General features: G+C 62.7%; 26 protein-coding genes and 2 pseudogenes. 10 read left to right on the forward strand and 18 right to left on the reverse strand.

The features are described 5' to 3' along the window. Window positions 1-35: 35 nt before the first annotated feature. From LPB73_RS14890 to LPB73_RS14900, 3 genes are all read left to right on the forward strand, one after another. Entirely contained in the window at window positions 36-530 is a 495-nt protein-coding gene (locus LPB73_RS14890) for a hypothetical protein (RefSeq protein ID WP_231077341.1), read from the forward strand. A 135-nt stretch (window positions 531-665) separates the two neighbouring features. Beyond that, window positions 666-1,481, forward strand: coding sequence for a putative phage abortive infection protein (locus tag LPB73_RS14895; RefSeq protein WP_231077342.1), 816 nt, complete (start codon window positions 666-668; stop codon window positions 1,479-1,481). 154 nt (window positions 1,482-1,635) lie between these two features. Further along, window positions 1,636-1,800 (forward strand): hypothetical protein, encoded by a 165-nt coding sequence (locus LPB73_RS14900; protein ID WP_231077343.1) that lies wholly within the window; start codon window positions 1,636-1,638, stop codon window positions 1,798-1,800. 72 nt (window positions 1,801-1,872) lie between these two features. Here LPB73_RS14900 and LPB73_RS14905 read toward each other — a convergent pair. Next, a pseudogene (locus tag LPB73_RS14905) lies at window positions 1,873-2,085 on the reverse strand (phage major capsid protein); the annotation flags it as partial. 70 nt (window positions 2,086-2,155) lie between these two features. Between LPB73_RS14905 and LPB73_RS14910 the strand changes: the two are divergent. Beyond that, window positions 2,156-3,067, forward strand: coding sequence for an outer membrane protein (locus LPB73_RS14910; RefSeq protein WP_089267040.1), 912 nt, complete (start codon window positions 2,156-2,158; stop codon window positions 3,065-3,067). 28 nt (window positions 3,068-3,095) lie between these two features. On the opposite strand, the gene LPB73_RS14915 is transcribed toward LPB73_RS14910, so the two are convergent. Continuing rightward, entirely contained in the window at window positions 3,096-3,812 is a 717-nt protein-coding gene (locus LPB73_RS14915) for an HK97 family phage prohead protease (RefSeq protein WP_231077344.1), read from the reverse strand. Between the two features lie 436 nt (window positions 3,813-4,248). Next, window positions 4,249-4,464 carry a hypothetical protein gene (locus LPB73_RS14925; RefSeq protein WP_089267037.1) on the reverse strand — a complete coding sequence of 72 codons (216 nt, stop codon included), beginning with the start codon at window positions 4,462-4,464 and terminating at the stop codon, window positions 4,249-4,251. Between the two features lie 194 nt (window positions 4,465-4,658). Between LPB73_RS14925 and LPB73_RS14930 the strand changes: the two genes are divergently transcribed. Then, entirely contained in the window at window positions 4,659-5,669 is a 1,011-nt protein-coding gene (locus LPB73_RS14930) for a tetratricopeptide repeat protein (RefSeq protein WP_231077346.1), read from the forward strand. A gap of 49 nt (window positions 5,670-5,718) precedes the next feature. Here LPB73_RS14930 and LPB73_RS14935 read toward each other — a convergent pair whose 3' ends face one another. The 13 genes from LPB73_RS14935 to LPB73_RS14995 all read right to left on the reverse strand — a co-directional run bounded on the left by LPB73_RS14935 (window position 5,719) and on the right by LPB73_RS14995 (window position 14,518). Beyond that, window positions 5,719-5,868, reverse strand: coding sequence for a hypothetical protein (locus tag LPB73_RS14935; RefSeq protein WP_158596823.1), 150 nt, complete (start codon window positions 5,866-5,868; stop codon window positions 5,719-5,721). A gap of 22 nt (window positions 5,869-5,890) precedes the next feature. Next, window positions 5,891-6,433 (reverse strand): hypothetical protein, encoded by a 543-nt coding sequence (locus LPB73_RS14940; protein WP_141137162.1) that lies wholly within the window; start codon window positions 6,431-6,433, stop codon window positions 5,891-5,893. 5 nt (window positions 6,434-6,438) lie between these two features. After that, complete coding sequence (locus tag LPB73_RS14945) at window positions 6,439-6,696, reverse strand: hypothetical protein (protein ID WP_089267034.1); 258 nt, start codon at window positions 6,694-6,696, stop codon at window positions 6,439-6,441. 75 nt (window positions 6,697-6,771) lie between these two features. After that, the gene (locus LPB73_RS14950) at window positions 6,772-7,452 is read right to left on the reverse strand and encodes a metallophosphoesterase (RefSeq protein ID WP_231077347.1); all 681 of its coding nucleotides are present in this window, start codon (window positions 7,450-7,452) and stop codon (window positions 6,772-6,774) included. Window positions 7,453-7,624: 172 nt separating this feature from the next. Further along, a complete protein-coding gene (locus LPB73_RS14955) occupies window positions 7,625-8,455 on the reverse strand; it encodes an outer membrane protein (RefSeq protein ID WP_231077348.1) in 831 nt (276 codons plus the stop codon). Window positions 8,456-8,662: 207 nt separating this feature from the next. Beyond that, entirely contained in the window at window positions 8,663-9,853 is a 1,191-nt protein-coding gene (locus LPB73_RS14960) for a phage portal protein (RefSeq protein ID WP_231077349.1), read from the reverse strand. 36 nt (window positions 9,854-9,889) lie between these two features. Then, the gene (locus LPB73_RS14965) at window positions 9,890-11,161 is read right to left on the reverse strand and encodes a DNA-packaging protein (protein WP_231081157.1); all 1,272 of its coding nucleotides are present in this window, start codon (window positions 11,159-11,161) and stop codon (window positions 9,890-9,892) included. Further along, entirely contained in the window at window positions 11,130-11,744 is a 615-nt protein-coding gene (locus LPB73_RS14970; protein ID WP_231077350.1) for a hypothetical protein, read from the reverse strand. Before LPB73_RS14970 ends, LPB73_RS14965 begins: the two co-directional genes overlap by 32 nt. Before the next feature lie 185 nt (window positions 11,745-11,929). Then, window positions 11,930-12,097, reverse strand: coding sequence for a hypothetical protein (locus LPB73_RS14975; protein ID WP_176454703.1), 168 nt, complete (start codon window positions 12,095-12,097; stop codon window positions 11,930-11,932). A gap of 283 nt (window positions 12,098-12,380) precedes the next feature. Beyond that, window positions 12,381-12,689: a hypothetical protein gene (locus tag LPB73_RS14980; RefSeq protein WP_147421687.1), complete on the reverse strand. Its 309-nt coding sequence runs from the start codon at window positions 12,687-12,689 to the stop codon at window positions 12,381-12,383. A 29-nt stretch (window positions 12,690-12,718) separates the two neighbouring features. Continuing rightward, window positions 12,719-13,003, reverse strand: coding sequence for a DUF3551 domain-containing protein (locus LPB73_RS14985; protein WP_158596822.1), 285 nt, complete (start codon window positions 13,001-13,003; stop codon window positions 12,719-12,721). Window positions 13,004-13,169: 166 nt separating this feature from the next. Then, window positions 13,170-13,334 (reverse strand): Flp family type IVb pilin, encoded by a 165-nt coding sequence (locus tag LPB73_RS14990; protein ID WP_093759013.1) that lies wholly within the window; start codon window positions 13,332-13,334, stop codon window positions 13,170-13,172. A 260-nt stretch (window positions 13,335-13,594) separates the two neighbouring features. After that, window positions 13,595-14,518: a LysR family transcriptional regulator gene (locus LPB73_RS14995; RefSeq protein WP_231077351.1), complete on the reverse strand. Its 924-nt coding sequence runs from the start codon at window positions 14,516-14,518 to the stop codon at window positions 13,595-13,597. 108 nt (window positions 14,519-14,626) lie between these two features. On the opposite strand from LPB73_RS14995, the pseudogene LPB73_RS15000 reads away from it, so the two are divergent. Continuing rightward, a pseudogene (locus LPB73_RS15000) lies at window positions 14,627-14,777 on the forward strand (alpha/beta fold hydrolase); the annotation flags it as partial. An 85-nt stretch (window positions 14,778-14,862) separates the two neighbouring features. Next, window positions 14,863-15,681 carry an alpha/beta fold hydrolase gene (locus LPB73_RS15005; protein ID WP_231077352.1) on the forward strand — a complete coding sequence of 273 codons (819 nt, stop codon included), beginning with the start codon at window positions 14,863-14,865 and terminating at the stop codon, window positions 15,679-15,681. Between the two features lie 285 nt (window positions 15,682-15,966). On the opposite strand, the gene LPB73_RS15010 is transcribed toward LPB73_RS15005, so the two are convergent. Together LPB73_RS15010 and LPB73_RS15015 are read right to left on the reverse strand one after the other, a co-directional pair. Continuing rightward, entirely contained in the window at window positions 15,967-17,580 is a 1,614-nt protein-coding gene (locus LPB73_RS15010; protein ID WP_231077353.1) for an MDR family MFS transporter, read from the reverse strand. A 193-nt stretch (window positions 17,581-17,773) separates the two neighbouring features. Next, window positions 17,774-18,286 carry a YcgN family cysteine cluster protein gene (locus LPB73_RS15015; protein ID WP_184515499.1) on the reverse strand — a complete coding sequence of 171 codons (513 nt, stop codon included), beginning with the start codon at window positions 18,284-18,286 and terminating at the stop codon, window positions 17,774-17,776. 292 nt (window positions 18,287-18,578) lie between these two features. Between LPB73_RS15015 and LPB73_RS15020 the strand changes: the two genes are divergently transcribed. Genes LPB73_RS15020 through LPB73_RS15030 form a run of 3 tightly spaced genes read left to right on the forward strand, consistent with a single transcriptional unit; the run spans window position 18,579 to window position 22,045 of the window. Beyond that, entirely contained in the window at window positions 18,579-20,867 is a 2,289-nt protein-coding gene (locus LPB73_RS15020) for a transglycosylase domain-containing protein (protein WP_231077354.1), read from the forward strand. A 24-nt stretch (window positions 20,868-20,891) separates the two neighbouring features. Continuing rightward, window positions 20,892-21,470 (forward strand): DUF1214 domain-containing protein, encoded by a 579-nt coding sequence (locus LPB73_RS15025; RefSeq protein ID WP_231077355.1) that lies wholly within the window; start codon window positions 20,892-20,894, stop codon window positions 21,468-21,470. After that, window positions 21,467-22,045: a DUF1254 domain-containing protein gene (locus LPB73_RS15030; protein ID WP_089267023.1), complete on the forward strand. Its 579-nt coding sequence runs from the start codon at window positions 21,467-21,469 to the stop codon at window positions 22,043-22,045. The genes LPB73_RS15025 and LPB73_RS15030 overlap by 4 nt, the downstream gene beginning before the upstream one ends.

Genomic DNA, 22,045 nt, shown 5'->3' on the forward strand with positions numbered 1-22,045 from the left:
GGCGGGTCCAGAGCGACAACGCCGATAGCTTTCGCGTGGTCGATGCCAATGGCATCACGGTCGCCTGGGTCTACAGCCGCGACGATCTGCAGAAGTACAGTTTCGGCCACGACAAGCTGACATCCGACGAAGCCCGGCGCATCGCCAAAGGCATCGCGCGGCTGCCGGAATTTCTGATGAAGCGGCATGGCTTCTATCCGCGCGGCTCGGGTCATTATCGGTGGCGTTCGGACCGCCCCTATCATGTCGCGCTCGAAGACACCTATGTGCGCGAGAACTGGTTCGACATCGACGAGATTTGCAAGTTGAACGGCATCCCATTCAATCCCACCGGAGAGCGGATTGGTGGCGGCGGTCGATGGCGTGTCTTCGATTTCACATGGCAGATGGACGCCATTCTGTTCTGGAATCACTTTCAGGCACGATGGCTGCACGGCAGTGAATTTCACTATCCGGACAAGCCGGCAGACTTGCCGCAACTCAAACTGCCGCCAATGTATCGGTTCAACAAGCCGCGGCCGGAGCGATAGTGCGCAACTAGTTTGGTTGAACCACTCTTAAGCGAAGCACACTTTATGGTTGATAAATGCTCGGCGAGAGAGCCAGCAGATTATCTTGCAGCTAAAAGAGTTGGCTAAGTTATTCAGTTCGTGGGGGATGCGACAGTGAAACCAATTTCTAATTATCCAAAACCAAAAATTGGAGTGCTGTTTGCCTTCGGACTTCTTACCCTCTTCTCCATTGCCGCAGCGATGGTAGTAACCACCGCCTACATCGGATACTACAATCCCAAAACATATATGAGATATGGCCCATGGGGAGACTTTTTCGGTGGCACGCTCAATCCGATATTGACGTTTCTTTCATTCATCGGCGTTCTGTTCACGCTCGCTCTTCAAAAAATCGAAATGAACTTAACTAGAGAGGAGTTAAGCCGCTCAGCAGACGCGCTTGAAAGTCAAATATCGACAACAAAACAGCAGACCTTCGATTCAACGTTCTTTCAGATGTTGTCGCTCCACAACAATATCGTCAATTCAATTGACCTCGTGGACCGACAGTCCAGTGCGCGAACACAAGGACGAGACTGCTTCCGCATTTTCTATACTCGGCTCACAAAGATTTATCGCGAGAAACAAAAAAACGGCCGCAACCGACTTACAGACGAACAAATTCTTGCTCTAGCTTACAGAGCCTATTGGAAGGAAGTGCAACTAGAACTCGGTCACTACTATCGTTTCCTTTTCAATATGATCCGATTTGTCCGCCAAAATTCGCCTAACAACGATTTCTATATAAAGCTAATACGTTCTCAGCTCTCCGATCAGGAGCTTTTGTTGCTCTTCTACAATTGTCTCTCGGAACAGGGTAAGAACTTCAAGGTGTTCGCAGAGGAATTTGCATTGTTCGACAATATTCCTGAACGCTTACTCGAGAAGCAACACCGCAGGTTATTTTCACTATCTGCTTACGGTGAATAGCTCTAGATCATTATTACCGCTTCACTGTGCTGCCGCGCCGCGTGACCAGCGCCGGGGGCGCCCAAGAGACACGATATTTGATCTGAAACAGTGAACCCGCGGGCGGGGTATGGTGTTATCGCCCGTTATGAGGACAGGGCACGGAGCCGACACGATGCAACACGCTCAACCACCGATGACGAAATACGAGCAATTCCTGCAGCAGGCGCAGGAACAGATGCTCGCCTTCGAGCGGCGCGAAAGTGAATTCCGCAAGCGCGAGCGTGAGGAGCGCGCGGCGCAATTGCACCTGCCGATTTCGCGCGACGAGCTGCACTAGGTCTTCACGCGGTTTTCAGATTTGCGGCGAAACGCGACACCGGCGCTCACGGCGCCGAGTGCCTGCTTGCGATCGGCGCTGCTGCGCATCGAGCGCCTGGTTGATGCGATCGACCTTCTCCTCCAGCAACACGTCGCCGCGCCCGCGCTCGATCCGCGCGATGCGCTCGTCATTGGCGGACTTGAATTCCTCGAACGTGCTGCGCAGTTCGTCGTAGTCCTCGCGCGGCGTTGATTGGCGATGATCGAAGTCACTTGTCTCGGACGCGACGGAACTGTGCGGAATGGCACAGACCCGCCTCCCCCGCTCTGCCTAGGCTGCTGCAAGCGGGGATTCGCCCCGCCGGGGGAACGACATGCGCAACATCACCATGACTGGAATGCTCGCCGGCCTGGTCGCGGCCGGAGCCGCGCAAGCGGCCGATGTGACCGTCAAGGCGCCGCGGCTGCCGCCGGCCGAGACCTCGTGGGTGCCGCACTCCGGCTTCTTCGTCGGCATCGGCGGCAGCGCCAATACGCTCGATTTCGGCACCCAGAATGTCTATGCGGTGGGGACGTCGAACGTCTTCACCAACGGCGTGCTGACCTCCTCGGGATCGGCCGCCGGCCCGGCGACGCTGTATCCGGACGACCGTGCCCAGATCGCCTTCTCGGCGCAGGGCGGCTACTTCTCCCGTTTCTCCGGCAGCGACTGGCTGTGGGGCGCCAAGTTCGGCTACAGCTATCTCGGCACCAGTTCCAACATCCGCGCGGCGCTGCTGCCGCAGGTGGGATCGTTCACGCCGACCGGCACGAGCACGGTGGTGCCGTTCACCGGCAACGCGCTGGTGCAGTCCTACCAGATTCATATCGATCACCAGATGACGTTCGTGCCCTTCATCGGCCATGCGTTCGACCGCGGCTTCGTCTATCTCGGCGCCGGCCCGACGCTGACCCGGGTCCGCACCGACCTCAACGGCCTGATCGGCTTCGCCGACCTCAACGGCAACCGCACCGACGTTTCCGGCGCGCCGATCAACCTGACCAGCAAGAGCTGGGTGCTCGGCGGCGCCGCCATGGTCGGCGCCACCTACTTCCTCGATCCGACCTGGTTCGTGGATGTGAACTACATGTTCGCCATGACCGAAAACAACACCGCGAACTATGCGAGCCCGTTCACCAATCCGAACGGCACCGGCGGCACCACCAACCAGGGCACCATGGTCGGCACCGCCGCCGCGCGGACCCAGACCCAGGCGATCACGGCGACGATCAACAAACTGTTCTGAGCGCGCATCGCGGCGCGGCGCGTTGTTCTCAGCGCCCGGCGAACCGGGCGTGGGCGGCGACGCCGTGCAGCGCGCGTTTGCGATCGGCGCGGGCGCGCAGCGAACAGGCCTGGACAGGTCCGCCCGCTTTGCGCCCACGCCGGATGACCAGCGCCGGTGCATCCGCGGCGCCGCTCAAATCGGTGCGATATGAGTCGATGACGTGTTGGCCGGTGAGCTGGGTCCAGTCGCGCTCGGCCTGATCGCGCAGGCGCGAGTGCGGCGCGTCCTTCACGGCGCTCACCCGCGCGCCGTTCAGCAGCGGGAAGGTGACGATGGACACTTCCCAGAGATCGACCTGATAGAGCCTGCGCACCCGCGTCTTCGGCTCGATCTGGCCGCGCTGCGTGCGATAGCCGATCGACAATCCGTCGACCGCGCCGACCTGCAGCAGCGCCAGCAATTCGCGGGCGCGTGTCACATCCGGGATCAGCCGGCCCCGCGCCCATAATCCGCGCAGGTCTTCCGTCATCTCGAGCCAGACGCCGACGGGCTCCGAGGGATCGTGCTGGAACAGCATCGGGATTTTTCGCAGGCCCCGCTGCTTCAGCGTCTGCGTGAAGGCACCGGGCATCACCATGTCGCGCGCCTGGTCGATCTCGCCAAACAGCGAGGCATAGCCCTCGATCACGCCGTCCGGCGTGAGTGCTAGGCGCGCGGGGGATGGCTGGGGGGATGGCCAGGGAGATGGCGACGGGGCATGCATCGGCGGCCTCGCAACATGCGGGGGAAGAAGAGAGAGGAGAGCAACAAGCTACGGGGGAGATGTCCCCTCTCCCCCGGGCGCAGCGCAGCTGCGTCTGGCGGGAGAGGGTCAGGGAGCGGGGGCGCTACAAGCACCGGAGCCTGCGGCTCCCTCTCCCGTCTCGAATGCACGATGTGCATTCGATCCACCCTCTCCCGCGGCGCACGGCTGCGCCGTGCTGGGGGAGAGGGGAAAAAGCGAACTACACTTTTACGCGCCGCGGCGGCTTCCGTCGCGCTGCCGGCTTCACCCGCGGCCTCGAAGCTAGCGCCTTGCGTTGCAACTGGTCGAGATGCGCCAGAAATTCTCTGAAAACGCTGAGATGATCCTTGCCCGCTTTCGTCTCCGGGCGGATCGAACGCATCACGTCGTGCAGACTGTCCATGGATGATCCCTTTCAGATGTCGTCGGTGTCGTCGCGCATGCGGTGGCGGCGGTGTGCACGGCGGTTGAAGCGCGCGAGCTGCCGCACGAATTCGTCGAAGCGGCGCGAGGCGCCGGCGAGTTCACGCAGCGCGAACAGAGCCGCGGCGCTGGCCACGCTCGCCCACAGAAACAAAGCGAGATGCGCGAGGTCGCCGCGCTCGGTGAAAATGCGGATCAGGTCATCCATGGCGATTGTACTTCCATCTTGCGTGCGCATCCGCTGCCGCGTTCGCGCGCCGTCGAACCTTTCAGCCGATACCGCCGACCAAGCAGCAACGCCGTCCCGGCTCCCTCGCCATCCGAGCACGACACATGCACCCGAACGCACGATCTGGCCTGCCCTTGCGCCTATCCTTGCGCCTGCCGTTTTGCAGCGCGCTGATGGCAATGGCGCTGGCCGCCAGTGCCGCCGCGACGCCGACTTATGCCACCGCCGCCACACTGGCCGGCCCGGGCGGCGATTATGCCATTTGCCTGAAAGGCCGCGGCACGAAGGCGATGGAGGCCTGCGACCGCGCCATCGGGCTCGACTATTACCGCGGCGGCGATCTGGCGGCGCTGCATCGCAGCCGCTCGCTCTTGCATGAGACCTATAGCGAAACGGATGCAGCCATCGCCGACGCCGACGCCGCCATCCGGCTCGAGCCGGACGACGCATCGGGCTACGCCATGCGTGGCCACCTCTGGCAGGTCATGAAAGTGTATGACCGGGCCATCGCCGATTTCAGCGCCGCCATTCGGCTGCGGCCCGACGATGCAGACTTCTACAAGGACCGCGGCAGCATCTGGTTCGACACCGCCAAGACCGACCAGGCCATCGCGGATTTCGATGCCGCGATCCGCCTCGCGCCGGACGACGCCTCCGCCCATGAGAGCCGCGCCCGGGCCTGGAAAGACAAGCACGATCTCGACCGGGCCATCGCCGATTACAGCGAAGCGATCCGGCTCGATCCCACCAATGCCGTGACAGTCTATTGGCGCGGCCGCACCTGGGACGACAAGGGCGACAGGGACCGCGCCATCGCCGATTTCGAGACAGCGATACGGATCAGCCCGGACTATCCCAGCGCCTATAACAGCCGCGGCGTCATCCACTACATGCGGAACGATCTCGACCGCGCCATCGCCGATTTCGGCATGGCCATGAAGCTCAACCCCGAGTCCAAGCTCTATCTGTTCAACCGCGGCGCGGCCCTGATCGACAAGCACGAGCCGCTGCGCGCTATCGCCGATTTCGATGCCGTGCTGACGCACACGCCCGACAATGCCAAGGCGCTGTATTACCGCGGCGTGCAGAGACGCGTCACCGGCGATGCCGAAGGCGCACTCAACGATATCGCTGAGGCGACCCGCATCGATCCCGACTGGGTCGCGGCACAAACCACGCACTAGACGCTTTTGCGGGGAGCCGTGACGCCCTCAGCGCCGCGCATCGGCATCTCTAGCGATCGCGGTGCACGTCCCAGTAATTGGTCACGCCTTCGTCGTGGTTCCTGCCGCTGGGCGGCGCCCGCGGCGTGTGCAGGAAGGCGCGATATAGAACGGCGAGGATTCCGATCAGCAGCAGCAGCGGCAAGATCCAATCCGGCATCGGCATGTCCCTTCGTGTGTTACTAGGCCGCAAACAGCGGTTCCATCGGCTGGCCGTCGAGATCGCGCAGATCGTAAGCGGCGCCGAGCGTCACCAGCGCATGATGCAGCAGGCCGAACGGATCGGCGGGAATCCCGAGGCCGAGCTGTTGCTGCAGCAGCGGGCGATTGGTTTCGATGGCCGGATCGTTATCGATGGCGTCCGCGTCCAGGTCCGCGCCCTCGTCATCCAGCATTGCGCGCATCGCGGCCAGATCACCGTCGCAGCCCGATGCGATCTGTTCCCACCAGGGATGTTCGACAACGAGTTCGAGGAATTCCTGCAGGCTGGCGGCGACGATGCCGGCCTGCCCTTCGCTCGTCAGGTGCAATACATGCTTGATATCGCCGACCAGCGCGAAGACCCCGCCCGATCCGTTCTGCCCGACGACCTCGAACGGCTGCAGCGCGGTGACATCGATCCAGACCGGACCGTGGGATTGATTGTCCGTGACCGTGAATTCGAACGGCCACAACATGTCGCGCAGCGCCTGGCTGGCGCCGAGCATCGCCGGTGTCACAGTCATGGCGATCACTCCGTCCGCGTCGCCGCCGCGCGGCGCAGGCGCCAGAACCACACCAGCAGCAACCCACCAGCACCGATGCCGACAAGACCACCGATCACCAGTGCCTGCACGCGCTCAGTGCCGGATGACGACAGTGCCACGACCGCGCCGGCCACGAGGCAGGTCGCTCCTACGGCGTCCCCGACCCATGGCCATCGCGCTGTCACCCAGCCCCAGACGAGCTCGGCAAAAAATTCGACGACGGTTTCGATGATCGAGGACATGCCAGCGTGCCGGTTCAGTTGCGTTGCCGGTTAGGCGTCGCGGCGCGGTCTTTGGTTCAAGAGGTCATATCAGCCTCAAGGCGCCGGCGGCGCGGTGATCTCGATCAGCTCTACCGGCCCGCCCGGCAGCGCGTTATCGAACACGCCGATCACCAGCCGGCCTGTCTTCCAGGCATAGGTGTCGAGATTGCTGCGGCCCTGTTTCAGCAGCGGCCCATCGGCATGGCGGTCATGGCCATGCACCACATGGCGCGCGCCCTCGCCTGCGTCATGGCCGGACGCGTCATCATCCGCATAGCGCTTGGTCATCAGCAATACCGGGTCCTGCTGCGTCAGCGGCAGCGCGGGATCGACGCCGGCATGGACATAAATGCGATGCGCATCCATGTGCCACAGCGGCCGGCCATCGAGCCAGTCGATGTCATGCACCGGCACATCGGCGACGTCGCCGCCATAGGAGGCGAGCGCGGTATCGCCGCCTTTCGTCATCCAGTTTGCCATCGCCACATCGCCGCGCAGCGCCGCCACCATCAGCGCATCGTGATTGCCCTTGAGCATCGCCAGCCGCAGGCCAGGTGCCACCCCTGCCCGCAGCCGCGCAATGACGCGGCGCGAGTCCGGGCCCTTGTCGACATAGTCGCCGAGCACGACGATGGTGGCTTCCTTGCCGCCCGCATGCGTCTCGATCCGCAGCAGTGCCGCATCGAGCAAATCGCGTCGGCCGTGCAGATCAGGAATGACGTAGGTGCGGGGCATCGCGCAATCATATCCCAACCGGCGCGATCTCTCCACCGGCGCAACTGGGCAGCGGTGATACGTCCCGTTCTCCGTCATTCATGTGACATGAGCCGCACGCTCCGTGCATTACCACAGAAAAAGCCCGGCACGAGGCCGGGCTCTTGCGTTTTCGGGAGAAGATTTCAGGTCATCAGTAGCGCGCAACCACCGGGCTGCCAAACTTGTAGTTCAAACCGACGCGCACGGTATGGAATGTGAAATCCTGCGAGATATTCTCGCGGTAGTTGAAGCCCGGCGGAGCGAAGGTGCTGCCCGGAATATAGGTCGAGTTATAGGAGATGCTGCCGAGGTCGGTGTAGAGATATTCGAGTTTCACCGTCCAGTTCGGCTGGAAGGCATGCTCGACGCCAGCGCCGACCGTCCAGCCGACCTTGGTTTCGCTGCCCGAGCCGGTCTTGTTGTAGCCATTGCTCGACAGCAGCGTCCAGCTGCCCTGCACATCGCCGACCGCCAGACCGCCGGTGGCGTACCACAGCGTATTGTTCACCGCGTAACCCAGGCGCGGACGCACGGTGGCGAACCAGTCGCTCTTGGTGGTCTCCGTGAAATTGCGGGTGATGAAGCCACCATTGAGGCCCGACAAGGCAATCGTCTTGCTCATGCCGGACGCGTTGATATCGGCCTCGAGGCCAAACACCCAGCTGCCGACCTGATAGTTGTAGCCGACCTGCCCACCGCCGACCACGCCCTGCGGGCTGTAGCGCTGGTTGCTGAGGCCGATCAGTTCGTTGCGGAAAGCAGGCGATTCAATGGCCCAGCTGCTGGTCGGATCGAGAACCGTATCGGCTCCGCTGCGACCGAAGCCGTAGCCGACATTGCCGCCGATATACCAGCCGGTCCAGCTGTAAACGGGATCGACCATCACCGGCGCTTTCGTGTATGGGCGCGGCGCCATATCAGCGGCCCATGCAGAGGTTGCGCTCAAGGCGAGAACCGAAGCTGCCAGAATGATCTTGTTCACGAGAATCTCCCAAGTCTGTCGTCTTATTATGTCAGCGATCCTAGGCCGCCCACGGCCCGAATGCTGTCACGCGACGGCAACACCCACGGTCAAACTCAACCCCTGATTGTGAACAAATGCGCAATACACTCCAGTACTGTTCGCGTCTGTCCATAACGTCGGGCGGGTCCGTCCGCACCGCTTGGAGAACGCGTTGCAGTCAGGCCCCTACCCCAGCCGGTCCCCGCCCTCCACCGGCGCGTAGCCTACCGCTTCGCGTTTCTCGTTCAGCGTCAGGAAGTCCGCGCTGCTGACGCGCTCCCATAGCGCGGTGCGATCGGCGGCGAGCGCATCCACGCGGTCGGTGTCGATGTCGATGCGGATGCCGTCGCCGAACGCGGGCGCGAGCCATTGCGCCAGCGCGTTGCCGGTGCGCGCCGCCAGCGGCAGCACGGTCTGGCGGAAGAACACGCGGTTGGCTTCCTGGAAATTCGCGAATGTGTTGTCGCCGGGGATCCCCAGCAGCATCGGCGGCACGCCGAAGGCGAGCGCGATCTCGCGCGCGGCAGTGTGCTTGGCCTCGAGGAAATCCATGTCCTTCGGCGTCAGCGACATCGCCTTCCAGTCGAGCCCGCCTTCCAGCAGCAGCGGCCGCCCGGCATTGGCGGCGCCCTGATAATTGCCCTCGAGTTCGCGCTTGAGGCGATCGAATTGCGGCTCGGACAGCACCGATCCCTCCGGTCCCGCATAGACCAGCGCGCCCGACGGCCGCGCCGCATTGTCGAGCAGCGCCTTGTTCCATTTCGACGAGGCGTTGTGGGTGTCGAGCGCGGTCGCGGCCGCGTCGATCGGCGCCAGACCATAGTGATCGTCGAGCGGATGAAAGAAGGTCAGATGCAGGATCGGCGGCACGCCGGACGCCTGCTGATCGAAGCGTACGCTGCGGCCGCCGACGCTGTAGTCATAGGCCTCGGCCCAGCCATCGCTGCCAGGCACGACTTTCATGCGATCCGGCCGCAGCGCGTAGAGTTCACGGACCTCATGCTGCCGCACCTGCGTGTCGAGCGTGACGGCTTCGACATAGGCATTGCCGGCGAGCAGCAGATGCGCATAGAGCGTCTCGAAGAACACCCCGCCATCCTGCCGCGGATTCGGCCGCGTCAGCAGCTGCGCCAGCGGATGCGCCTCGCGCTCCTGCGCGCCGTCGAAGACGAGAAAGCTGCACGCCGCGGCATTCTCCGCGATCAATCGCACGGCGCGATGCACGATGGCGTTGGAGAGATAGCCTTCGCGGGCGAGCGCCGCAAAATCCTTGGGTGTCCAGCGCGCACGCCCGCCGCTCTCGAATGCGAGCACGCGCGCGGTGCGCGACGCCTTCACTTCCGGCGCCGCCAGATAGGCTTTCAAGCGATCGAACATGATATGATCCAATTCAACTGTGCACGGGACACGAGGTCACAACACCCTGATCCTTGGCCCATCCCCGCGCGGCACCAGCGCCAGCGAGGCAACCGCCCAGACCATGGCGTCGAGCCGATCCGGCGAGTGCCCCGACGACAGCCCCGAACTTGCGAAGTCGCACATCTCGTCTTCCAGCGCGGCAAAACTGCCGGCATGTTTGACGCGGCCCTGCTCGTACAGGGTCGCCACCGGCTCGGCGCGCAGCCATTTGCCGCGCAAGGCGCGGACCGGCGTCACCGGCACGGTGTGATCGACTTCGTTGATCACGCTGCGCACCATCTCGCCGCCCTGGTTGACTTCCACCACCAGCGCGTCGGCCTCCAGCCTGCGCCACAGCGCGATGGCCTTGTTGGCCCACGCTCTCGGCGTCACTGACGATACGGTGTCATCGGCCATCACATAAACGATGCCGTCCTCGGCGATCCCCGCTGCAACGATGCCGCAGGCATCCGCACGTTTGCCGGACGACACAGGCGGATCGACAGCCACGACGATGCGTCGAAGCGGCGGCACCTCGCGCACGCGGCATTGTTCGAGCAGCGCGCGCGACCACAATGCATCGGGCCGGTCCTCGATGATCTCGCCGTCCAGTTCCTGCCGTCCCAACCGCGTGCCGGCATAGCGATCCATCACGCTCTGCAGAAACGTCGGCGCGAGATTGAACGCATTCACTACGGTTGCGGCGCGCGTCGTCACCGTCGTCCGATCGCCCATCAGGCGTTTCAGCAGCGCCGTCGGCCGCGGCGTCGTGGTGATCATCTGCCGCGGCCGGTGGCCCAGCCGCAGCCCGAATTGCAGCATGTCGAACGTGGCTTCGGCATAGCGCCACTTCGCCATCTCGTCGGACCATGCGCAGGAGAATTGCGGGCCGCGTAGGCTCTCGGGGTCCTCCGCAGAGAACACCTGTGCGACAGCGCCGTTGCTCCATTCCAGCCGCTTGCGCGACGGCATCCAGACCGGGCGCTCGTGATCCGGATGCACACTGAGCAGCCCGGACACTCCCTCGATCATCACTTCACGCACGTCGTGTTCGGTTTCGCCAACAAGCGCAATGCGACGGGCTTTTTCGTGCGCTAGTGGCGCCTGACCGAGCGCCTGCGCACGCACCCATTCGGCACCGGCGCGTGTCTTGCCTGCGCCTCGTCCGCCAATCATGAGCCATGTCAGCCACGGCGCACCATTCGGCGCGATGTCAGGCGGCACCTGATGCGCATGCGCGAAGACATTCCAGCACTCACTCAGGAAGCCTCTCTCGCCCCGCGTCATTCCCGTCGACAGGAATTGGCGGTCGCCCGCCAGGCCGTCTTGCAAGACGTTCAGCAATGCGTCGACGGAGTTCGTCGAGGTCTCGGGGACGGTCGTCATCTTCGGCGGACCTCTGTTCGTTGCCGCCCTGCACTTTCTTCAGTTCGGTCAATGTGCGCGCCAGGGAAGCCAGCGTGCGGGCGCGGCGCTCGGCCTCTGTGCGCAACGCTTCATTCAAGCGCCGGCGGCCAACGATCTTCTGGATCGAATCGAGTTCGCGTTCGATGGCATGGGTAACGCGATCGGTCAGCGGCGCATCAGGCGGCAAAACATTGAACCGATCGACGGCCGTTCGCCGTCTTGCACGCGGAGCGCTGGACCGCTTCTTGGCAACAGCTTTCATTGCGGCCGGTCGCTTCTTGATTTGAGTTGGAGGTATATCAACTTCAGCAGCAGATGCTGGTTTCGGCCTCCCCGGTCCGGCGAAGATTGTCGTTGCCGCAATCGTCCTCTTCCGGGCCGCCACGCTGGCTCGGATTTTTTCAGCGGCTGCTTCCATGGTGGCCGGGTCAACGGCGCTCCATGTCTTCTGTGAATTCTTCACTTTCGAGTTCTTGGAGCTCTTCTTCGCCGCCCTTGGTTTCCGCGCGGCCTTCACAACGACAGCAGCCCGCGCCGGCGTTCTCGCCGGGCGGGCTATTGGCTTTCTGACCATGTTGGGAACTCGTTGCTGCTATCAGTCGATCATGCCGGACGGACTGAAATTGATCGGCCGATCGCCGAAACCGATCACGTCCTGAAGAACACAAACCAGACCACGCCGAGGATCAACACAGCGAGGCCGAGGCTGATCGCCAAAAGCGCGAGGATCGACGGGCCCGGTTCGGCCTGGCGTGCCTCCGTCGCGGATTCGACGATCTGCTCTTTTTGCTTGGTTGCCGAATTCCTGATTATCATGGCACCCTCGTTTCGCTTGCTGTTGGATGCCGATGAGATTCCTTGCGGCACCGTATGGAAAGCAACGCGGGATTTGGATCGATGTTCCGGGTATTCACTGCCACATCGGGTTGAACAGCGACGGCGCAGCTTCGCCGCCAATCAGCAGCGGCGTTTCCTGCGAACCCAATTGTGGAGCATGCCGCAAACCTACTTCGACAGCGCAACGCTGTCAAGGCTAAAAATCCTATAATTTGAATTTAGTCCTTAAATCGGAATTTTGTCCACGCGATCAACGCACTGGCTATCGTAGCGGCTGCGACCACGCCGCTCCTGGCGCACCTGTGATCTTGCCGGGATAGTCGATATTGACCACGCAATTGCCGCGCAGCTCGGCCGCGGCCTGCAGGCATTGTTGATAGTCGAAGAACCGGCAGATCTGCGGCACACTCCCCGGCCCACGAGGGCCGCCGGTCAACACGCAGAACGGCGGAATACCGGAACGGGCCGCGACCGAGGGCCGCGCCTGCGCAGAATCCAGAGCCGGCAACGACGCCGACGCGATGGTAATCGCAGCCACAGCCCATACGAGCCCGCGAATCCTTGTTGTCATCGATGCGTCCTTCACGAGCGGGCGATCACTCACCGCGCGCGCCGACGACGTTGTGGCGCCGGTTCCGTGGCAGCTCCAGCGCGATACTCGACATTGCCCACGCAGTTGCCTCGCGTACCGACGGCAGCATTGATGCATTGCTGGTAGTCAGAAAAGATGCAGTTGCTCACATAGGAGGATTCGCCGTTGGCGCCACTCTGGGCGATGCAGAATTGCGCACCAGCCGCCGAGGCCGGCGTCGCTCCCGCGAGGACGAATGCCGCAAATCCCAAACCGGCCAATGCCGAAAGCTTCAAACGCGAATTCAATGTCATGATGGTCATCCATATGAAAATGCGCAGGCTCGAGGCCCGCGCACGATCATATAGGGTGCAGCATCGCAATCGATAGGACATTCACAACATTGCGTTTCGACAAGACAGCCATGTCTTTTGTCGATTGCAATGGCGGCGCGCCCGGCACCGGCCGGTCTTCGCGGCCCTATTTCAGCGAGGTATTCACGGCGGCGTAGCGCCCGTTCAGCGTGGTACCAAGGCCCTGCACAGCGACGATGATCGCGAGGCTGATGCCTGCAGCGATCAGCGCATATTCGATGGCCGTTGCACCGGACTCATCGTCGATAAATTTCGAAATCAAACGCAACACGGAAATCTCCTCATACGGCCGCGGATTTCTTCCACGCCGTCCCCTGAAAACTGAACTCAACCTAAGCGGCAGAGGTTGCAGGAAGGTTCACCAACAGGCTCAATTATGAATTAATCATGCGGTAACTATGTGTGCGCCGGTTCGTTACTGTAGGGCGGATTAGCGCAGCACCCGTAGCCCGGATGAGCGCAGCGACGTCCGGGGATGACTGCTGCTTAAACCGTGAAAAAATGACCCGAAGCGGACTCTCGCATCACCCACTAGTCAGCTTCAACGTAGCGAATGATGCTCTGATTTTGAACGTTCGCAACCAATTCATCCGCGCGAGACAAAAGCCGGTAGAGCAAAGGAGACGAATTTGCCTGGTTGTAGCCGAGAGTGAGATCGACGGTTGGTGGAACGCCCTCGAGCCCTCTAGCAACAACGTTTGGCGCCAGCATATTTTGCGCATAGAGCGGAACGAGAGTCACTCCGCCTGTGGATGCGACCAGCGACATGGCCGACGATATGTTCTCGCCTTCATACTTTGCCTTGAGCACGATCCCAACCTTCGACGCATAATCCTGAATTACAGCGTGCAATACCGGAGACGTTCTCGCCGAGCTGACGTAGATCTCGCGGACAAGATCCTGTGGGCGAATCCTTTTGCGCGAGGCCAAGCGATGGTCTGCCGGCAGCACTGCGATCAAGGGCTCCTTCGCCAACAGCTTGAAGGTCAGGCCTGCGTTCTGTTTCTCAGGGCGGAGAAAGGCTATGTCCAGCTTCCCGCGCGTTAATGCGAGGGCGAGTTCTGGCGAGGACTGACTACACAGGGTGACTTCGATCTCCGGCTCTTCCTCGCGGAGGATACGCAATAAGTGGGGGAGCCACATCACCTCCAACCCGACCATGAACCCCATGGAAAGTGCTGGCTTTTGCGGCTGTGCGGTCCGCCGCGCACCATCTGTCGCCGCTTCGACTTGCGACAGCGCCAGCCGCGCGTGATCGAGAAAAACTCTTCCGGCATCGGTAAGCGCCACGCCACGCGCCTGGCGCTCCAGCAACTGCACGCCAACTTCAGATTCCAAATCACGAATCTGCCGGCTCAGCGACGGCTGCGAAGTGTTCAGGCGCCGTTGGGCAGCGGTCAAAAAGCTACCTTCCTCTGCGACTGCAATGAAATAGCGCAAATGCCGAAGTTCCATCCGCCCCTCGATATGCTTCCAAGGCATACATCGCAGTCTACTAGGTCTTTGTCTTTAGCTGAACCAAGACTTACCTTCGCAGCGGTTCAACCAAAAGGGGTAACAACCATGCCTTCAACTTCCAAGCCGGCAATCGTTTTTTGCCACGGCCTTTGGGCCCGAGGGTTCGTGCTTCAGCAAAGTCATTCCGGCCTTGCAGGCGGATGGGCACGAAGTGATCGCTGTCCAGTACGGGCTCAACAACTACGCGGATGACGTGGGCCTTTAATTCTCAAACTCCGCCCGCAAAATTGAGTAACGCGTGGCTCAATGGATCAATCTAACAGCGCAGATGGAGCGACTCGATGTCCACGATCACTACTACAGACGGCGTAAACATCTTCTACAAGGACTGGGGCTCAGGTCAGCCGATCGTTTTCAGCCACGGCTGGCCGCTGTCGGCGGACGACTGGGACGCCCAGATGACCTTCTTCCTTCGCCACGGCTACCGGGTGATCGCCCACGACCGGCGCGGCCACGGCCGGTCCGACCAGCCCGGCATCGGCAACGACATGGACCGCTGGGCTGCCGACCTCGCGGCACTGACTGAACACCTCAACCTGCGCGACGCGATCCATATCGGGCACTCGACAGGTGGCGGTGAGGTGGCTCGCTACGTCGCTCGCCACCAGGAGCGCGTCGCGAAGGCGGTGCTGGTCGCTTCACTGACGCCGAACATGTACCGGAGCGAGGACAACCCGTCCGGTCAACCGCCGGAGTGGTTCGAAGCGATCCGGGCAGGCGTGCTGGGCAACCGGTCGGAGTTCTACCGTTTCGTCCCTGAGAATCCGTTCTACGGCTACAACCTAGATGGGGCGAAGCCTTCGGAGGCGATCATTGCGAACTGGTGGCGCCAAGGCATGGCCGGCGGTGCCCTCGCTCACTACGCGACTGTCGACTCTTGGCTCGAAGATTATACCGAAGACCTCAAGAAGATCACCGTGCCGGTGCTGGTGATGCACGGCGAGGCTGATCAAGTCGTCCCGTTCACAAGTTCAGTGCCGCGTGCGGTCGACCTGCTTAAGAACGGGTCGCTGAAGACTTATCCCGGCTATCCCCATGGCATGCTCACCACTCATGCGGATGTCCTCAACCCCGACCTGCTCTCGTTCATCAGGTCTTGACGACATCTCTCCTCCGTCATCGCCTATCCCGCGCGAAGGAGATGCCGTTTGCAAGACGGTCTCTCCTTCCAGTTCAAGAGACGGTGTGCGACGGCCGCTTTTGGCCCGTCGCGTCATTTTCTGTTGTTGCACAAAGGCGGTCGGTCTCGGAGCAAAGCGGACGTAGTCACCAGTCACATGGCGCCGCCGGATTTATACAGCACACGTCGCCCGGATGAGCGCAGCGACATCCGGGGATGACTGCTGCTTCCCGCATATCGCTCTGCTCATGCGGGCTACTGTCGATTACTCCGAAACCAGTGACGGCTTCGCCTTTGCCGGCCCTGCCAGCGGGCGCTCTTCCATCAGCAGCAGGAACAGTGTCGAGAGCGCCAGCAGGGCTGCCGCTGCTTCGAACACGTAGCGGAAGGCGCTGACCATATCGCTGGCCGCGATCGGATGCGTGCTGGCGGCATGCTCGCCTGAGATCGAGATGTCCGTGCCGAGCGCCATCAGGAGAATGGTGGTGAAGGCGGCGACGGTGAACGACGCCATCAGCGCGCGGAAGAAGTTCATCGCGCCGGTGGCGGTCCCGATCTGTGGTCGCGGCACAGCGTTCTGGATCGAGACGAGGCTGACGGGAAACGCCGTGCCGAGCCCGATGGAGAACAGGCCGAGCATCGTGAGCAGCGCCCATAGCGGCAACGGCGTCATCAGCGCCAGCAACAGGCCCATCAGCGCCGACATGGCGGTGCCGGCGATCGCCACGCGCTTGTAGTGCTTCGCCTTGGTCATCATGTGGCCGGCAAAGGCGGCGCCGCCGACCGACACCGCCGCGATCGGGATCAGCGCGACGCCGGCCTCGCCTGCCGTCAAGCCGTAAACCACTTCGTAATAGAGCGGCATGTGCACGGTGAGCCCGAGCATCGCGCCCATCGCGCAGCCGCCGGCGGCCATCGCGAAAGGCACCACCGAGCCGGACATCAGCGGCAACGGCAGGAACGGCTCATCGTGATGGATCGCATGCCAGATGAAGGCGAAAGCCATCACAGCCGCAGCGCCGATCATTGCGACGATGGTCGGCGACGCCCATGAGAATTTGGTGCCGCCCCATGTCAGCACCAGCATGAAGACAACGGCCGATGCCATCAGCAGCAGGCCGCCGAGCCAGTCGACCTTGCGGCGGCGATGAAACACGGGAAGCTTCTTCATCTTCGGCAGCAGCAGCGCCAGCGATCCCACGCCGAGCGGAATGTTGATCCAGAAGATCATCGACCAGTGCAGGTGTTCGGCGAACAGCCCGCCGATGATCGGGCCGCCGATGCCGGCCGCGACCCACACGCCGCTGAAATAAGCCTGATACTGGCCGCGCTCACGCGGCGACACCACGTCGGAAATCACCACCTGCACGATGGGCAGGATGCCGCCGCCGCCGAGGCCCTGCAAAGCGCGCGCGATGATCAGCACGATCATGTTCGGCGCCAATGCGCAGAGGATCGAGCCGACCATGAACAGCGACATCGCGGTGATGATCATGGCGCGGCGGCCATAGATATCGCTGAGCGTGCCGAACACCGGCGCCACCGCGGTCGATGCCAGCAGATAGGCGGTGATGACCCAGGACAGATTGTTCACGTCGGCGAATTGCCGGCCGATGGTCGGCAGCGCGGTGGCGACGATGGTCTGGTCGAGCGCTGCCAGGAACATGGTCAGCAGCAGGCTCATCAGGATGGTGCGGACTTCGGCGGGGGTCAGCGGCGCCTTCACGACAGCAGGCGCGTCGCCGGGTTCGATTACTTCTGTGGGAATCCGCGACAGTTCCTGCGCGATTTCGTCCGACAGGAGCTCATCCGACGAGATTTCCTCGGGCAATACCTGATCATCGGCCGCTGACCGGCTCTGTCGCTCGAACTTGTTCATGAAACTTCGGATTCAGAGGACTTGGGAAGTAACCGGAGAGCCAGAACGGCGCGACCTTCCGCGCGCAGACTCTCTTTGGAAGAAATCTATTCCCCTACCCTATGCAGCAACAGTTGTTTCCTTGCATGGGAGCGTCCCGCGGCGATCATCTGACCGTCATATGCGCGTGATCGGACACCGCGCGCCGGGGATTCTACGCCGGCCGCTTCTTCAGCTTCGCCTTGCGCGGCAGCAGCGCTGGCCAGGTCACGATGTGATCCTGCAGCTCGTCGTCGGAGATCGTGTCCTCGCTGCCCTCGACCCGCCCGCGGACCGATACGCCGGCTTCATGGACGGTGTCGGGGCTGCCGGAAATCAGCGGATGCCACCAGTAGAGATCGCGGCCCTCGGCCGCGAGCTTGTAGCCACAGCTCGGCGGCAGCCAGCTCAGGGTGCGGACATTGTCCGGGGTCAGCCGCACGCAATCGGGAACATGGTCGGAGCGGTTCGGATAATCCTTGCAGGCGCAAAGACCCGCATCGAGCAATCGGCAGGACACATGGGTGTAATAGATCTTGCCGGTATCCTCGTCTTCCAGCTTTTCCAGACAGCAGCGTCCGCAGCCGTCGCACAGGCTTTCCCACTCGGCGCCGGACATCTCTTCCAACGTCTTGGTTTTCCAGAACATTCCCTCCTGTGCGGAAGGACGCGGGGGACGCGCGGTCATGCGATTTGAATCGATCCAGGTTGCGGCGAAACGCCCTTCTAGGAGGTGCGGCGCAGGCTCTGCAAGCAACATCGTGTCGGCCGGCTCGCAAACAAGGGCAAAACCGGCAAAGCTGTTAGCCCTGTCGTGCAAATGATAAGCAATGCCATTGGTTTATCCGCCCTGCTCGGCTAGAACTTGAACGACTCTCCGGCGGCCGCAAACCTGCCGCCGGGTTGCCGCATTATTTCAGCATGACGTCCGCGCGGTGCCGGTGGGTGCACGCGAGCGCTGCAACAAACCAAGGGCCCCTGTGCCTCAGATCGTGCCATCCCGTTGGAAGACCAAGTTCCGGCATTTCCTGCTGGATCTGGATGCGCGCATCGATTCCGGCCTGTTCTCTTCCGGCCGCGGCACCCGCGAGCTTTGGGAGCGCTACTCCACCTTCATGGACCGCTTCTACGTCGGTCGCTGGAAGCGCTGGGTATTCATCGAGCCGCTGTCGGAAATGGCCACCATCGGCCTGGGCGGTCTGATCCTCATGCTCGCTTTGGCGCAGCCGGCGTTTCGCGAAACCGCCGATGAAGACTGGCTGAAGAAATCCGACCTCGCGGTCACGTTCCTTGATCGCTACGGCAATCCCATCGGCAGCCGCGGCATCAAGCACAACGACTCCATTCCGCTGGAAGATTTCCCCGATAACCTGATCAAGGCCACCCTCGCCACCGAGGACCGCCGCTTCTACGATCACTTCGGCATCGACATCGCCGGCACCGCGCGCGCGCTGGTCACCAACGCGCAGGCCGGCGGCGTACGCCAGGGCGGCTCGTCACTGACGCAGCAGCTCGCGAAAAATCTGTTCCTGTCCAACGAGCGCACCATCGAGCGCAAAGTCAACGAAGCGTTCCTGGCCATCTGGCTGGAAACCCGCCTGACCAAGAACGAAATTCTGAAGCTCTATCTCGACCGCGCTTACATGGGCGGCGGCACGTTCGGCGTCGACGGCGCAGCGCATTTCTATTTCAACAAATCCGCGCGCGACGTGAACCTCGCGGAAGCCGCGATGCTCGCCGGCCTGTTCAAGGCCCCAACCAAATACGCGCCGCATATCAACCTGCCCGCCGCACGCGCCCGCGCCAACGTGGTGCTCGACAACCTCGTCGATGCCGGCTTCATGACCGAAGGCCAGGTGTTCGGTGCGCGGCGAAATCCCGCCGTCGCCGTCGATCGCCGCCAGGAAATCTCGCCGAACTACTATCTCGACTGGGCCTTCGATGAGATGCGCAAGCTCGTCGATACATTCCCGAAATCCTATGTCGAGCGCGTTTTCGTGGTCCGCACTGCCATCGATATGAATGTGCAGCGCGCCGCCGAAGCCGCCGTCGAAAACCAGCTCCGCCAGTTCGGCCGCGACTATCATGCGACGCAGGCCGCCACGGTGGTGTCGGACCTCGAAGGCGGCGTCCGCGCCATGGTGGGTGGCCGCGACTACGGCGCAAGCCAGTTCAACCGCGCGGTGGACGCGATGCGCCAGCCCGGTTCGTCGTTCAAGCCCTATGTCTACACGACGGCGCTGCTCAACGGTTACAAGCCGACCTCGATCATCCTCGACGGCCCGGTCTGTATCGGCAACTGGTGCCCGCAGAACTACGGCCACTCCTATTCCGGCAACGTGACGCTGACGCAGGCCATCACCCGTTCGATCAACGTCGTGCCGGTGAAGATTTCGATTGCGCTCGGCAAGGGCGCGCAGAATCCGGCCAAGGCCGGCCGCGTCAAGATCGTCGAGACCGCGCGCCGCTTCGGCATCACGGCGCCGCTGCTCGATACGCCGTCGCTGCCGATCGGCTCCACCGAAGTCACCGTGCTCGAACACGCGGTCGCCTATGCGACTTTCCCGAACAAGGGGCGCTCGTCGAAGCCACATGCAGTGCTGGAAGTCCGTACCGGCGCGGGCGACCTCGTCTGGCGGTTCGACCGCGATGGTCCGAAACAGTTGCAGGCCATCCCCGCCTCCGTCGCCTCCGATATGGCCGGCATGATGAGCCACGTGGTCAGCGAAGGCACCGCGCGCCGCGCCGCACTGGACGGCATCCCGACAGCAGGCAAGACCGGCACCACCAATGCGTATCGCGACGCCTGGTTTGTCGGCTACACCGGCAACTTCAGCTGCGCAGTCTGGTACGGCAATGACGACTACTCGCCGACCAACCGCATGACAGGCGGATCGCTGCCGGCGCAGACATGGCACGACATCATGGTCGCCGCCCATCAGGGTATCGAGATCAAGGAAATCCCGGGTGTCGGCGCGGGTACCAAGAATCCTGCTGCAGCCGTCTCATCCGTGATGGCCGCTAACGCGCAGGACGCCAAGCCCGGCCCGCCGCCGGTGCTGACGCGCCGCGGCGCCGACGTCCTGCTGCGTGTCGAGAAGCTGCTCGATGACGCCGGCAAGACCGCCGGCCGCGCATCATCCAACGAACCGTTGAAGCCCCGCGCCTCCTCCGCGTTGGCCTTCCCCGAGAGCTACGCGTCGGCGAATGATGCACCGGATGCCAAAACGACCACATCCGCAACCGCCCCCGCGTCGCGCAAGAACTGAAGCTGCTATCATGACGGTGCGCACGTGCGGCTGATCTTCCTCACGCTTCTGGCGCTCGCGATCGCCACTGCTGTCGGTCTCGGCCTGACCTGGACGACCGCGACCCGCGGCACAGACCTTGGCACACTCACCATCGGTGCATGGACGGCGCGCCCACGCACCGGCACCAGCGAGATTGATCCCTATGCGCGTGCGTCCATTGCACGGTCGGGCGAATTGCCGATCGGCACGGGTGACGGCGTCACTTTCACTGCCACCACCGATGACAAGAAAAAGCCGCTAGACGGTCGCTGCGATATCGTCGTGTCAGGCGTGACACCGGCTGCGCGTTTCTGGACGGTCTCGCTCTATGACACCAAGGGCCGCCTGGTGCCCAACACATTGCAGCGCTACGGCTTCACCAGCCAGGAAGTGGTGCGCAATGCCGACGGCGCGTTCGAGATCCGCATCGCTGCACGCTCGCGCGCCGGAAATTGGCTGCCGACATCAGCGCTGGAACGTTATGTGTTGATGCTGCGGCTGTACGATACGCCGGTTGGCGTTGCCACCCGGACGCAGAAAGACGCGCCGATGCCCGCCATCGCCACGGTGAGCTGCCCATGATCCGGCTGATGTTCGCGCTCATCGGGGGTGTCGTGCTTGGCGGCATCGTGCACCTTGTCAGCGTGCTGGCGCTGCCGCGCATCGCGACGCAGGACGCCTATTCGCGCCTCGCTTCGGTGACGAAAGAAAATGCGGTGACAGCATTGCCGCAGACCGAGCCGGCCAATGCGCTGCTGCCATTCATGGACCCGGCCTTCGCCATGGCGGTCTGCCGCTACGACCTGGCCAAAGGACCGATCAAGCTCACCGTGCCGGTCAGCCAGTCCTACACGTCGGTGTCGTTCTATACCCGCAGCGACGTCGCTTACTACGCGATCAACGACCGCTCCGCCGGCCGCCGCGTCATCGAGCTCGATCTGATGACCGAGGCGCAGCACGAAGCTCTGCCCGAGGAAGAGGACGTCACGTCCGCCGACCGCCTCATCATCGACTCGCCGACCGCGACCGGCCTGATCGTGCTGAAGGCGCTCGCCGCCGAACCCGGCCTGATGATCCAGGCCCAGGCGTCGCTGGCCGCATCGAATTGTCGGGTGCAGACCGATCCGCCGGCCGCGCCGGTGAAGGGGAAGCGCTGA

The sequence above is a fragment of the Tardiphaga sp. 37S4 genome (genome assembly GCF_021044645.1).
GTDB lineage: Bacteria > Pseudomonadota > Alphaproteobacteria > Rhizobiales > Xanthobacteraceae > Tardiphaga > Tardiphaga robiniae.

Excerpts from the sequence above, each read along its gene's own strand:
- LPB73_RS14900 (WP_231077343.1), top strand. The coding sequence starts at position 1,636 with ATGCAACACGCTCAACCACCGATGACGAAATACGAGCAATTCCTGCAG.
- LPB73_RS14910 (WP_089267040.1), top strand. The coding sequence starts at position 2,156 with ATGCGCAACATCACCATGACTGGAATGCTCGCCGGCCTGGTCGCGGCC.
- LPB73_RS14915 (WP_231077344.1), bottom strand. The coding sequence starts at position 3,812 with ATGCATGCCCCGTCGCCATCTCCCTGGCCATCCCCCCAGCCATCCCCC.
- LPB73_RS14925 (WP_089267037.1), bottom strand. The coding sequence starts at position 4,464 with ATGGATGACCTGATCCGCATTTTCACCGAGCGCGGCGACCTCGCGCAT.
- LPB73_RS14930 (WP_231077346.1), top strand. The coding sequence starts at position 4,659 with ATGGCAATGGCGCTGGCCGCCAGTGCCGCCGCGACGCCGACTTATGCC.
- LPB73_RS14935 (WP_158596823.1), bottom strand. The coding sequence starts at position 5,868 with ATGCCGGATTGGATCTTGCCGCTGCTGCTGCTGATCGGAATCCTCGCC.
- LPB73_RS14940 (WP_141137162.1), bottom strand. The coding sequence starts at position 6,433 with ATGACTGTGACACCGGCGATGCTCGGCGCCAGCCAGGCGCTGCGCGAC.
- LPB73_RS14945 (WP_089267034.1), bottom strand. The coding sequence starts at position 6,696 with ATGTCCTCGATCATCGAAACCGTCGTCGAATTTTTTGCCGAGCTCGTC.
- LPB73_RS14950 (WP_231077347.1), bottom strand. The coding sequence starts at position 7,452 with ATGCCCCGCACCTACGTCATTCCTGATCTGCACGGCCGACGCGATTTG.
- LPB73_RS14960 (WP_231077349.1), bottom strand. The coding sequence starts at position 9,853 with ATGTTCGATCGCTTGAAAGCCTATCTGGCGGCGCCGGAAGTGAAGGCG.
- LPB73_RS14965 (WP_231081157.1), bottom strand. The coding sequence starts at position 11,161 with ATGACGCGGGGCGAGAGAGGCTTCCTGAGTGAGTGCTGGAATGTCTTC.
- LPB73_RS14975 (WP_176454703.1), bottom strand. The coding sequence starts at position 12,097 with ATGATAATCAGGAATTCGGCAACCAAGCAAAAAGAGCAGATCGTCGAA.
- LPB73_RS14980 (WP_147421687.1), bottom strand. The coding sequence starts at position 12,689 with ATGACAACAAGGATTCGCGGGCTCGTATGGGCTGTGGCTGCGATTACC.
- LPB73_RS14985 (WP_158596822.1), bottom strand. The coding sequence starts at position 13,003 with ATGACATTGAATTCGCGTTTGAAGCTTTCGGCATTGGCCGGTTTGGGA.
- LPB73_RS14995 (WP_231077351.1), bottom strand. The coding sequence starts at position 14,518 with ATGGAACTTCGGCATTTGCGCTATTTCATTGCAGTCGCAGAGGAAGGT.
- LPB73_RS15005 (WP_231077352.1), top strand. The coding sequence starts at position 14,863 with ATGTCCACGATCACTACTACAGACGGCGTAAACATCTTCTACAAGGAC.
- LPB73_RS15010 (WP_231077353.1), bottom strand. The coding sequence starts at position 17,580 with ATGAACAAGTTCGAGCGACAGAGCCGGTCAGCGGCCGATGATCAGGTA.
- LPB73_RS15015 (WP_184515499.1), bottom strand. The coding sequence starts at position 18,286 with ATGACCGCGCGTCCCCCGCGTCCTTCCGCACAGGAGGGAATGTTCTGG.
- LPB73_RS15030 (WP_089267023.1), top strand. The coding sequence starts at position 21,467 with ATGATCCGGCTGATGTTCGCGCTCATCGGGGGTGTCGTGCTTGGCGGC.